This window comes from Agrobacterium sp. V1, from assembly GCF_030518355.1.
Lineage (GTDB): Bacteria > Pseudomonadota > Alphaproteobacteria > Rhizobiales > Rhizobiaceae > Agrobacterium > Agrobacterium cucumeris.
Genome location: NZ_JAULSF010000002.1, coordinates 447,140 through 459,159, shown reverse-complemented (window position 1 = coordinate 459,159; position 12,020 = coordinate 447,140). Strand labels below are relative to the sequence as shown.

The window sequence follows — 12,020 nt, the reverse complement described above, 5'->3', positions numbered from 1 at the left end:
CCGGCGGCCGCCCGGCCGCAGCTCTATGCTATGGCCTTGTCCGAGCCGCTTTCGCCGCTGGAATAGACGCTTTCCCGGAAAGGCAGGCCGAGATGATCCCGCAGGGTTGCCCCTTCCAGATGTGGATCGAAATAACCGCGCCGCTGCAGCACTGGAATGACGAGGCGGATGAAATCATCCAGCCCTTCGGCAATTACCGGGAAGCCCAGAATGAAACCATCGGCCGCATCATTTTCCACCCAGCGGATGATTTCGTCCGCCACCTTGTCCGGTGTGCCGATGAAACCTTCGCGTGGGGTTGCAGCCTCCAGCGCCGCTTCTCGCAGCGTCTGGTTCTTTTCCTTTGCCCGACGCTTGATACGGTCGGTCGTTGAACGGAAGCTGTTCTTGCCGATATCACCGAGTTCGGGGAAAGGTTCATCCAGCGGATAGGTGCTGAAATCATGGTGGTCGAAAAAGCGGCCGAGATAGGCAAGCGCATCTTCGATGGTGATGAGGTTGCGGATGACGTCATACTTCGCCTCCGCCTCTTCCTGCGTCTCGCCGACGATCGGTCCGATACCGGGGAAAATCTTCACGTCGCCGGCGGATCGGCCCTGCGCAACGGCGCTCTGCTTTACACGTTTGAGGAAGGTCTGGTTTTCTTCCAGCGAAGCGGAATTGGTGAAGACGGCATCGGCATGTTTGCCCGCAAGGCCGATACCCGCATCGGAGGAGCCTGCCTGAAACACCACCGGCTGCCCCTGTGGCGAACGCTGGATGTTCAGCGGGCCTTCCACCTGGAAGAACCGTCCCTTGTGACCGAGCGTATGGAGTTTGTCGCGCTCGAAGAACTGTCCGCTCTCCCGGTTGCGCACGAAGGCGTCGTCGTCCCAGCTATCCCACAACCCCTTGATGACTTCGAGATATTCATCGGCGATCTCGTAGCGCAGCGCATGTTCCGGATGATTGCGGCTGTAGTTCTTCGCCGTGCCTTCAAGCGGCGTCGTCACGGCATTCCATCCGGCACGGCCGCCGCTCAACAGGTCGAGCGAGGCGAACTGGCGGGCGATCGTGAAAGGGTCGCTATAAGACGTCGAAACAGTACCCGCGAGGCCGATCTTCGAGGTGACGGAGGCAAGCGCCGAAAGAATGGTCAATGGCTCGAAACGGTTGAGGAAATGCGGGATAGACTTGTCGTTTATGTAAAGCCCGTCCGCCACGAAGGCGAAGGCAATGCCGGCGGCTTCCGCCTTCAGCGCCGTCTTCCTGAAGAAGTCGAAATTGACGCTGGCGTCGACCGGGCTTTTTGGGTGCCGCCAGGCATTCATATGCCCACCGGGACCCTGAAGCATGATGCCGAAACGGATTTTCTTTCTCGTCATGTCATTTCTCCTGAGGACAAGATCACGCCGCCCGCGAAAGGCGATGCGTGGCCAAGAGTTCAATCGAGGCAAGCCGCTGATCGGCTCCCACATGCGGCGGTTCGATGATGAATTCCTCGATGCCGTGTTCTTCGGAAAGCGCACGCAACGCCCGGTGAATATCTTCTGGCGCGCCATGGAGCACGTTGGGCTTGCGCTCCTCGATGCGATAATCGCTGTCACCGGATTGGCGGGCGAACTCTTCCGCCTGCTCGCGCCGGCCGAGGTTGAACGCCCTGCCATCGCTCAGAAATACCCGGTAGATGCGCTGTCCCTCCACCTGCCTTGCAGCATGGTCGGGGTCGCTCGCGGCAAAAGCCGACAGGGCAAGGACCGGAGCCTTGCCACCGCTTTGTTCTCGGAAAGCCAAAACACTGCTGCGAAGAACCTCCGGATCACCATTGAGGTGGCCGGCAAAAACGAAGTTCCATCCCTTTGAGGCCGCAAGCCTTGCGCTTTCCGGGCTGGCGCCGAGCAGAAACCTCTCCGCTGCGACCGGCGGCGCCGGCGTTGCCTGCAATCCAGCCTGCGCATGGTCCTGTGGCGCGGCACCGGACAAGAATGTGGTGAGTTCCCCGAAGGCCGTTTCGAAATCCGGCTTTCTCGCCGGGTCATAAGCCTGTTGCAGGGCTGAGGTTGCCAGCGGCAACCCGCCCGGTGTCTTTCCCACACCAAGATCGACCCGGCCGGGTGCAAGCGCCGATAGCACGTTGAAGACTTCGGCAACCTTATAGGGGCTGTAATGCTGCAGCATCACGCCACCTGAACCGACGCGGATGCGGGATGTCTTCGCGAGTATCCACGCCACCAGCGCCTCGGGCGCGGAACCGGCAAGCTCCGGCGAATTGTGATGCTCGGCCACCCAGAACCGCCGGTAACCCAGATCTTCGGCGCGTCTGGCGAGATTGATCGTGTCGCGGAATGCGCCTGCCGCATCCTCGCTCGCCGAAACGGGGCTCTTATCCAGCAAACTGAGAGTATACATCATCACCTCGCACGTCTTTTGATGCATACTTTGTCTACTGATTTTATATTCTAATAAAGAACGTTCGTTCCACGTTGCAGCGCGATCAGAGAAAATATTATTTTCCGTCACGATTCTGAAACCGGTTTAGGCAAAAAATATCCGCAGCGCCGGAGATGCGACGTCGAAAAGGCGGAAAACAGGCGGTTTTCAAGGCCATATCCGGAGGAAACGGCTTGCGCGGGAATTCGCTAAAAACTACTTAGTAAGTTAGGAATAATATGGCCGACGTTGCAGAATGTGCCGGCCCTCTTTGCGGATCAGGCGATGTTGACCAAAAAAGGCAAATACGGATTAAAGGCTCTGGTCGATCTGGCGCGGTTGCCCCAGGGAGAAACCGCCTTCGTGACCGAGATTGCCACGCGCAACAATATTCCGAAGAAATTTCTGGACACCATTCTTCTGGAGCTGCGCAACAGCGGTATTCTGCGCTCCAAGAAGGGACCGAATGGCGGTTATTCCCTATCGAAAATGCCATCCGAAATCATGATCGGCCAGGTTATCCGCACGCTGGACGGGCCTTTGGCTCCCATCCGCTGTGCCAGCCGTACCGCCTTTGAAGCCTGCGACGACTGTGACGATCCCGAGACCTGTCAGGTCAGGGTTTCGATGACGGACGTGCGCGACGCCATTGCAACCATTCTGGATAATATGACGCTCGCACAATTCGTCGCGAAGGATGGGCAGGACGCGCTTTCCATTCCTGCCGGAAAATAGGCTTCGCTTATTGCCGGCGCAGATCATCCTCTAGAGAGGCAATCAGCCCGGATTCGCTCAGGCCATCGATAAGGCCGAGACGCGCCATCAGGATTTCAAGCGTGATGGCGTTGTTTCTGACCGAGCGAAAGGTGACGCTTTCCGCGCCCACCTGCGCCGCATCGATATTTGCCGCCAGGCTGGAGATTTGCGCTTTCAGCAGTTCAATGGCGAGAAAAACCTCGCCGATGACGGGACGCGCCGCGCCCTCGTCTGCCAATCGGTCAATCAATAGCGTCGAGAGTTCACGCTGTTTTTCACCGAGTGCCACCGCAGCTTTCAGCAGGGTGGCAACGGAGGCGGCGAGATTTCCTGCGCCCTGCGCAAGAAATGTAACCTGATCGGCGCGCAGCAGGCCATCCCATGATGTATCCGGCCGATTGCGCAAGACCACGAGCAGGTTTTTTCCCGCCGCATTCACAGCCGGAACGACAATCCAGTCCGCATCGGTCGCAACAGAACGCACCACATCGTCGGGAAGTCGCAGGGCGAAATCATCGTCATTCGTTAAAACCGCATGCTCCGCGCTGAGATCGGAGGAAGAAAGCGCGAAGGTTTCGCCAAGATCGAGACGGGCAAAGAGGGCCTTGCGTTGCTCTTCGCCGCCGGCATTCCGGATGAATTCAAGCGCAGTGAAATGTTCGACCAGATCACGCGCCGCCTCCGCATCCGCGGCAGCAATAATCGAAAGTGCCTGGGCGAGAATATCGTTGGTTATATCCGCTCCACCCAGTTCGTTCGGAACAGAGAGGGCAAGAAGGCCGGAGCGGGCGATCCGCGCGTGGATCTGCCCGCTATTTTCGAAGGGACATTTCCCGGCAATTGCCCGGGCGACGGTCAGCACATCGCCATCCGCGCCGAGACGTGGAGGAACGAAACGAATTCTTTCGCCGAGAGGCGTGACAGATCCCATGCTCAACTCCCTCAAAAAATAACCCGTTGAAAGCGCTCACTCAGTCCAGCGAATGATAACGCCCGTTCTGGTAGACCAGCGAATGTCCGGAGCCGATGCGGATCGCCTCCACCTTGCCGATGATGATGACGTGGCTGTGTCGCTCGATTGCTTCTTCGATGGTGCAGTCGATAGCGGCAACGGCGTCCTCAAGAATGGGCGCGCCACTTGCAAGCCTGGTCCACTCCGCGCCGCGATAACGGTCCGCACCTTTCAGGCCGCCAACGCCGGCAAACTGGTTGGCGATGAACTGGTGGTTCGCGCCGATGATGTTGACGGCGAGGTGACCAAAACGCTGCACCACCGGCCATGTGGACGACGAGCGGTTGAGCGCCACCAGAATTCTCGGCGGATCGACAGACAAAGCGGTAGCCGAAGTGACGGTCGCACCCGTGCGCGCCTCGCCTTCTCCGGCGGTGATGACGCTGACACCGCCGCCGAGCGTTCTCAGCGCCGCCTTGAGGCTGTCGGCATCCGCAGCCTTACCCGAGACCGGATCGCGAAGATTGATGAATTGTTGATCCTTGGCCGCATATTGCAGTGTCATCGATCGCTCCTGAAAACAGCTGAATTGTCCAATAGCTAGCAGTGGCGGCAGGGCATTAAATAGACATCGTTTTCCATAATATTTATATTCTATGGAAATAATGTTCTATCTGTCAGACCCTTTGTTACTCAACCCGGCCGGCAAGAAACTGGACAAATAGAGGGTAGCCAATTCCCCCGGCTATATAAGAAATTTCGTCCCAATTTTTCCGAATAGGGGAGTGTTTGTCTCTCCCGCGAGCCTTGCCACACCGGCGGTCTGTAACCTTAGAAAACCGGGTACAGGCTAAGCATGGCGAAGTTCATTTCGCAGATTTCCTCCCGCTCAAGCTCGAGATCGCTTTTTCCCTGCCTGATCCGCCCGGTATGATCCAGCGGATGAAGAGTAACCTGCTCATCTGCGTGCGGCCGACGCCGGGTCAGACCGAACAGATCAAAAGTAAACGCATGAAATCCCTGCGGCATGTGCGCCTCCTTTGCTCAACGTCCACTATCCTCCGGCGCGGATCCAAAATCGTCAATATTTTCCATAAAATTACTATTCTATAATTGGTGAGCAGCCTGCAAAGGTGGACTAAGGTTGCCCGAATGGGGGAAATTCCATTTCGCAGGCCAGAATCGGCAGGATTTCAGCGTATGAGCCTCACGGCTAGGCCAACCTACGTTTGAGAATGAGGCCTGCAAAAGCGCCAAGACCACAAAAAAGGAAAAATACCCAACCTGACACCGCGCCCGCATGAATGCCCGACAGCAGCACGCCGATGGTGCAGCCAAGCGCGGTCATGCCACCCCAGCCCATCAGCACGCCGCCGGCAAAACGGGTTGCCAACCCGCCGGCAGACGGCCAGGATGGCTGGAATTTTCCCGCCGAAAGCGCGGCTGCGAAGCTCGCAAAAATCAGCCCCAGCACGAAGACGCCGTTAGGCGACAGAAGCGTGGTTTTCACCGCGCTGATGCAGCCGCGCACCGTATCGAGGCCCGCAAGCGTTTCCGGCACCCATGCCGCGGATGCGCCGGCCGTTCTGACGATGCTGCCGAGTTCAGCGGTTACCCCAAGCGGCGCAACGCGGAAATAGGAAAAGGCGCTGATGGCTGCAACCAGAACCCCGGTGACGACGGGCGGCCAGCGTTCGACGAAAACGCTTCGCAGGGCCTGCTGCAGCCGGTTTTCCGGTGCGCCCGATGGAACAGCCGCTGACTTATCGAAAAAAAGAACAATGAAGATCAGCCCGGCCAAAACAAAACCGGCAAGCAACAGTGCCAAGCCGTATCCCAGATGGTGCGGCAGCCAGACCGGTGGGTCGTTGAATACGCTGAGTGTATAAAGAAAATTCCAGCTGAGGAACGCCAGCAGAAAACCGAGCGCCGCACCCGCAATGGCAAGAACGGAACCAAAGGCTCCCTCCCCCAACCGGTAAAAATGCCCCGACAGGCAGGAGCCGGAAAGTGCAGCACCGACACCAAAAACCGTCGAAGCCAACGCCAGGACCCAGCCGACCGGGCCGATATGCGCATTGGGCGGCAGACGACCGGGCTGCGGGACCGGCATCCACGCGATGGTGATGATCTGATAAAACACCACGCCCGCAAGAAGTGCGACGAGAATTGCAAGGACGCCATCCGAGCGCCTGTCGTCGATGAAATCCCGGAAATTGCAGAGGAAGCAGAACCGTCCGCGCTGCATCACGATGCCGAAAGCGATACCGGCCAACAGTGAAAATGCAAGCTGCCTGCCGTTCTCAAGCGTCCCCAGTTGGTGAGCAGCAACAGTCAGCGTGCATAAAATGGCGAGGGCCGCGGAGCGGCGAAAGGTAAGATGCATGAAATACCGGATATGGCAGGAGAAAACGCCGGTGCGCCTCACTGGCGCACCGGCTTCAAAAAGGAAGGCTGCGGCTTATTTGCCCGTCCAGACCGTACCGGTCGGATTGCTGATGGGAACGCCGACCGCATTGCCATATTCGGTCCAGGAACCGTCATAGTTGCGGACGTCGTACCCGAGTATCTTCTTCAAGGCGAACCAGGTGTGGCTGGAGCGCTCGCCGATACGGCAATAGGTGATGACCGGAGCGGAGCCGTCGATGCCCTTTTCCGCATAGATCGCCTTGATCTCGTCTGCAGATTTGAAGGTACCGTCCTTGTTGACGATGGTGCCCCACGGCACGTTGACAGCGCCGGGAATATGACCAGCCCGCACTGACAATTCCTTGACGCCATCGGGTGCGAAAATCTTGCCGGAATATTCATCCGCCGAGCGAATATCGACCAGCTTGATATTATGTTTTCCTTCGGCCACGGCGACCACGTCAACAAACCGCGCTCGCACCGACGTGTCCGGTTCGCCAAGCTTCAGTTTCGTTTCGGCCGTTGCGGGTGCCGATGTGTCGAAAGGCAGGCCCTGCGCTTCCCAGAGCTTACGGCCACCATCCAGCAGCTTCACCCGGTCGCCAAGGCCATAGGTTTCAAAAATCCACGCTCCCCAGGCGGCGAACCAGTTATTGTTGTCGCCATAAAGAACGATCGTCGTATCGTCACCGACACCGGCCTTTTGCAGCAGGGACTGGAAATTTTCCCGCGCGGCAATGTCGCGCCGTTCCTTGTCGACGAGATCCGTATGCCAGTTGAGGTTCACCGCGCCCGGAATATGCCCGCGCTCGTAGACACCCGTATCGACGCTGACTTCGAAAACCCGAACCTTCGGATTGTCGAGATTTTCCTTCAGCCAATCGGCCGTCACCAGCGCGTCCGATGCTCCGGCAGCAGACAGCGATACCGTCGACAACAACAATCCGCCGAGAGCCGACGCTACAAACTTGATCCTGGACATTCCCTTACCCCTTCCTGATTTGATGGCCATTGAAAGGTCGCAACAAAATCGTCCGGAGCGAAGAAACGCTTTTTCATATTTTCTGTAGAAAATAAATGCAGTCACTCAAAACAATCAAAAGGTGAGATTCGAAATTTATGGCGGATAAAACAGCTATAAAGCGCTCAAAGGTTGTGTATGCGACGTTTGGCTGAACCACATCCGTTCACAACGGATGGATCAGAGTGCGCTTACATCACCCTGAAGATGCGCACCACGAGCCGCCGGCAGTCCCCGTATTCTCGATCTGGTCGCAGGCGATGCAGAACCCGCACCCGTTTTCAGGCGTTCCAGCAGGTCATATCCCTCCGGCCACCTTCCGAAACCGGCAGCGATATTGATATGCCCTGCCGCGCCAAGATTAACGAGATCGCTTCCCCAGCTGGCAGCCGTGTGCGCCAAGTCTTCCGGGCTCATATAGGGGTCGTTCATACTGCCCACGAGAAGGCTGGGGAAGCCAAGTGGCGCCAGGGGAAAGGCTCCGAACCGGACAATACAGGGATGCATCGCTTCCACCCTGTCCAGATGGGCCGGTGCGACAAGAAGCGCACCTCTGATTTTTGCCGCCGCCGGCCGGGAGGCCATATTCGCGACCAGCACGCAACCGAGACTGTGGGCGACGATATAGGCGCTGTCGACAGAGGCAAGCGCTGCTTCAAGACGGCCGAGCCAGTCCTCGAGAACCGGGCATTGCCAGTCATCCTGATCTACCAGCTGCGCTGCGGGATCATCCAGCAGCCAGTGCCGCTGCCAATGCCCCTCATCCGAACCGTTCAGTCCGGGAACAATCAAGGCGGTACACATGCCTGCTCCGTGGTTGCGGGTGGTCCGTGCAAAGCATGATGATTTTTACGTTTCCAGTCGAATGCTCGCTTGCTCACCTTTCTGGATCAAAGAAAAAATCGATCTGAAGAAATTCGATACAGAAGAAAATGCGTTCTCAACCGCCGATAAATCCCTGTTCAGACGGAATCATTTACTCACATTTTTTACATAGAAAATATGTGCAATATATTCCCTTCATGCGGAAAGCTTTTCCTCCGACGCACACCAAATGAGACACCGCTGCTTGGCCCATCCGCCGCCGCTTTGTCATTCTCGCACCGCGACATGAATCGAAAATTCAGGCGGATAATGTGAGCAGCACGAGCGAATTTCTCTGGTACATCCCCAATGACGTCAAACCCGGCCATAGGGGCGACGCCGTCAGCGACAACCATAACAGCCTCGATACATTGACCAGCCACGCAAAGGCGCTGGAAAATCATGGCTGGAAAGGCGCGCTGATCGGCACGGGCTGGGGCCGGCCCGACACATTCACGGTGGCGGCCGCCCTTGCGGCGCGCACCACCACCTTCGAGCCGCTGATCGCCATCCGCCCCGGCTACTGGAAACCGGCCAATCTCGCATCGGCCGCCGCCACGCTCGATCAACTCTCGGGTGGCCGGGTACGGATCAATGTCGTCTCGGGTCGCGACGAGCTTGCTGCCTATGGCGATGAAGAAGGTGATCAGGCGCAGCGTTATGCGCGCACGAAAGAGTTCATGCGGCTGGTGCGGCGGCTCTGGACGGAAGAAAATGTCACCTTCGACGGGGAGCATTTCCGCGTCAGGAATTCGACTGTCCTGCCGCGTATCGCCGCACGCGACGGCCGGCCGCACCCAAAGCTTTATTTCGGCGGCGCATCCGAGGCGGCCGAGCAGGTCGCCGCAACCGAGGCGGACGTGCAGCTGTTTTGGGGCGAGCCGCTCGCCGGTGTGGGCGAACGGATAGAAAGGCTCAGGCATTTCAGTGAGACGCTTGGCCGTGACTTACCACCGCTGCAATTCGGCCTGCGGATCACCACGCTGGTGCGTGAAACGACGGCAGAAGCATGGCGCGACGCGGAAGCGAAGGTTGCCGAGATGGCGGCAAATAACGGAGCGCGCTGGAACGATCATCTGCAAGGCGTGGCAATCGGCCAACGCAGGCTGCTGGATCTACACCGTCAGGGCGATGTTCTGGACGATAATCTTTACACTGCACCGGGCAAGTTCGGCGGCGGCGGTGCGGCAACCACATGGCTGGTGGGTTCGGCGGAGGATGTCGCGGCGTCACTGCGCAAATACCGCGCGCTTGGCATCACCCATTTCGTGCTTTCCGACACGCCCTATCTGCAGGAGATCGAGCGGCAGGGCGACAGGCTGTTGCCACTGTTGCGGGATTGATGCCGAGACGATGCCGGGCGATCTTGCAGAGGCAAGGCCGCCCGGCGTTTTCATCAATCAGCCGCCCGCCGCCTTGATGCTCTGACGTCCGAGAATCGTGCGGATCATGTGGCTTTGTGGCGCATGCGCCCTTGCCGTGATGGCATCGCGATGATGGCGTTCGAGATTATAATCCCGGCGCAGGCCGCGATTACCGCCAAGTTCCAGCGCCAGATCCGTTACCACCACCGCATTGTCGATCACCACATGGCGAACGGCGAGCGCATCGGTTCCCACCCTTTCGCCAGCGTCGATATCGCGGGCGACGGAGAGAAGTAGGCGCCGGTTTGCAGCAAGAAGCACTTCGATCTGGCCGAGACCTTCCTGAATGCGGGGAATGGAGGAGAGCGGCGCACCAAGGCTTGCCGGGACATGGCCATTCAGATGGCGCAGGAGATCGTCACGTGCCGAAAGCGCAACACCGTGATAGACGGAAGCCAGCAGCGCGAAGAAATTATAGCCGTCTGCCTCATCGCGCCGCAACGGCTCATCCGCCGGCTGTTCGGCAACGATATCGGCAAGCGCCACCCTTACCTCCTTCAGCACCAGGTCATGGCTTGCAGTGGCATACATGCCGGTCGCCTCCCATGCCTTTTCCTGGGTGATGCCCGGCGCATCCAGTGGTATCAGAAGCTGGATCAGGCGCGGCGCCTCTTCCGTCGTTACCGCAAGCACGATCGCCCATTTCAGACCCGGCAAGCCAGTGACGAAACTCTTGCGGCCATTGACAACCCAGACATCGCCCGCAATCCGCGCCGTCGTTTCCGGCAGGCCGCCATGGGCCGGCGAACCTACGCCCGGCTCCGCCTGCGCATTGTTCAAAAGCGCCGGCTCCCTGCTATTGGCGGCCAGAACCCTTGAAGCAAGTGCCACCGGCCATTTGCCGCGCCGTATCGCGGCATGAACGCTGTAATGCATGGCGAGGATGAGGGCGGTGGACGGATCGCCCCTGGCAATGGTTGCAATGACGGCATGGGCCGTCTCAATGCCCTCGCCCCAGCCGCCATCCTTTTCAGCCGTCACGAGACCCAGCAGGCCGGACTTGAAAAGCGCCTCGAAATTGCCGGCGGCGAATTCGCCGCTTTTGTCATGGTCCGCCGCCCTCAGGCTGAAATCGTCGGCCAGCGCAGTTGCAACGGCAACAGGGCTCGATTGCTGCTCCGGCGCGCGCGGAACGGCGGATAACGCACCACTCATGCCACCGCCCTTTCACTTGCCGTCACGAAACGATCGTCAATCCATTCACCGAGATCGAAGTCGTTTTCAAGGAAACCCCATTGATGCAGGAAATCCTTGTAGTGACCGACAGCGGCGACAAGGTCCGCATCAAGGCCGAGGCCGAGATGGTGGTGAACCTCCGGCCCGTTGGCGGCCAGAACCTGTTCCTCCGTCGCGCCGGCCTCACGGGCAATAAAACGACGCGTTTCTTCCGGATGCTGCTCCGCCCAGAGCGAGGCTTTGCCGATGGCGGCAACCAGCCGCTCCACCAGATCGGGACGCTCATCGGCAAGCCGCCCATCAACCGTCAGCACCCGGGGCGAACCGGAATTGATGCGTATTTTCGGATCGGGGTGAAAACCGAATTCCACCACCTGCACCGCACCGATCAGATTGGCGGCAGCAATACCCGCCGTTCCCTTGACGAAGATCGCGTCGACCTCACCCCGCAATAGCGCGATGATCTCCTCACCGAAAGACTGCCGGCGCTTCAGCCCGAAAAGCGAAGGTCCTTCCTGCGAGGCCAGCACCGAATCCGTGATGACGATATCCTTCAGTTCGACATCCTCTACCGTCAGCCCTTCCAGCGAAAGCGCCGAGACGATCCCCTTCAGCGCCGTAGCCCGCATGAAATCGACAATGCCTTCCGGCCTGCGCGGCACGCCGAAACGGCGACCGACAAGATCGGCAACAGAGCGGATACCGGTTTCCGGCAGGGTGATGATTGCCTGAAACTCATCCGTCCAGGTAATGCCAACAAGGCGCGTATTGCGCCCTTCCGAACGGGCGCGGATGGGCGGCACATTGCCGCCGTGACGGAAGGACCATTCCAGCGTGTGGTTGAAATGGCTCTGACGAACGGAACGGTCAGGCGAATCGATGATGGATTTCAGCGATATGCCGACCTCCTCGAAGGTCTGCCCGAGATAACCGAGCTGCGCCGCCAGTCCCACGGGCGTGGGCACCGGGCAGCGTGTGTACCAGATTTCAGAAAGTGACGTGCTCATGG

General features: G+C 58.8%; 12 protein-coding genes. 2 read left to right on the top strand and 10 right to left on the bottom strand.

Annotation, left to right across the window (positions count from 1 at the left end):
- Positions 1-23: 23 nt before the first annotated feature.
- Both QSV77_RS16290 and QSV77_RS16285 read right to left on the bottom strand, forming a co-directional pair.
- Positions 24-1,364, bottom strand: a complete 1,341-nt coding sequence (locus QSV77_RS16290) for an LLM class flavin-dependent oxidoreductase (RefSeq protein ID WP_302734278.1) — start codon at positions 1,362-1,364, stop codon at positions 24-26.
- 22 nt (positions 1,365-1,386) lie between these two features.
- Positions 1,387-2,391, bottom strand: coding sequence for an LLM class flavin-dependent oxidoreductase (locus QSV77_RS16285; protein WP_302734276.1), 1,005 nt, complete (start codon positions 2,389-2,391; stop codon positions 1,387-1,389).
- Positions 2,392-2,694: 303 nt separating this feature from the next.
- On the opposite strand from QSV77_RS16285, the gene QSV77_RS16280 reads away from it, so the two are divergent.
- Complete coding sequence (locus tag QSV77_RS16280; RefSeq protein WP_046801485.1) at positions 2,695-3,144, top strand: Rrf2 family transcriptional regulator; 450 nt, start codon at positions 2,695-2,697, stop codon at positions 3,142-3,144.
- Positions 3,145-3,151: 7 nt separating this feature from the next.
- Here the strand turns inward: QSV77_RS16280 and QSV77_RS16275 are convergent, their stop codons facing one another.
- The 6 genes from QSV77_RS16275 to QSV77_RS16250 form a co-directional block, all read right to left on the bottom strand.
- A complete protein-coding gene (locus tag QSV77_RS16275) occupies positions 3,152-4,096 on the bottom strand; it encodes an acyl-CoA dehydrogenase family protein (RefSeq protein ID WP_302734275.1) in 945 nt (314 codons plus the stop codon).
- Positions 4,097-4,136: 40 nt separating this feature from the next.
- Entirely contained in the window at positions 4,137-4,682 is a 546-nt protein-coding gene (locus QSV77_RS16270; protein WP_302734274.1) for a flavin reductase family protein, read from the bottom strand.
- A gap of 266 nt (positions 4,683-4,948) precedes the next feature.
- A complete protein-coding gene (locus QSV77_RS16265) occupies positions 4,949-5,146 on the bottom strand; it encodes a hypothetical protein (protein ID WP_269699258.1) in 198 nt (65 codons plus the stop codon).
- A gap of 184 nt (positions 5,147-5,330) precedes the next feature.
- Positions 5,331-6,503, bottom strand: a complete 1,173-nt coding sequence (locus tag QSV77_RS16260; protein WP_302734273.1) for a YeeE/YedE family protein — start codon at positions 6,501-6,503, stop codon at positions 5,331-5,333.
- Between the two features lie 75 nt (positions 6,504-6,578).
- Entirely contained in the window at positions 6,579-7,508 is a 930-nt protein-coding gene (locus tag QSV77_RS16255; protein ID WP_142843633.1) for a sulfurtransferase, read from the bottom strand.
- A 219-nt stretch (positions 7,509-7,727) separates the two neighbouring features.
- Positions 7,728-8,351 carry an alpha/beta hydrolase gene (locus QSV77_RS16250; RefSeq protein ID WP_302734272.1) on the bottom strand — a complete coding sequence of 208 codons (624 nt, stop codon included), beginning with the start codon at positions 8,349-8,351 and terminating at the stop codon, positions 7,728-7,730.
- Positions 8,352-8,683: 332 nt separating this feature from the next.
- Between QSV77_RS16250 and QSV77_RS16245 the strand changes: the two genes are divergently transcribed.
- Complete coding sequence (locus QSV77_RS16245) at positions 8,684-9,754, top strand: LLM class flavin-dependent oxidoreductase (RefSeq protein ID WP_302734270.1); 1,071 nt, start codon at positions 8,684-8,686, stop codon at positions 9,752-9,754.
- 57 nt (positions 9,755-9,811) lie between these two features.
- On the opposite strand, the gene QSV77_RS16240 is transcribed toward QSV77_RS16245, so the two are convergent.
- Both QSV77_RS16240 and QSV77_RS16235 read right to left on the bottom strand, forming a co-directional pair.
- Complete coding sequence (locus QSV77_RS16240) at positions 9,812-10,990, bottom strand: acyl-CoA dehydrogenase family protein (protein WP_302734269.1); 1,179 nt, start codon at positions 10,988-10,990, stop codon at positions 9,812-9,814.
- Positions 10,987-12,018, bottom strand: coding sequence for an ABC transporter substrate-binding protein (locus QSV77_RS16235; RefSeq protein WP_302734267.1), 1,032 nt, complete (start codon positions 12,016-12,018; stop codon positions 10,987-10,989). Before QSV77_RS16235 ends, QSV77_RS16240 begins: the two co-directional genes overlap by 4 nt.
- Positions 12,019-12,020: the final 2 nt, after the last annotated feature.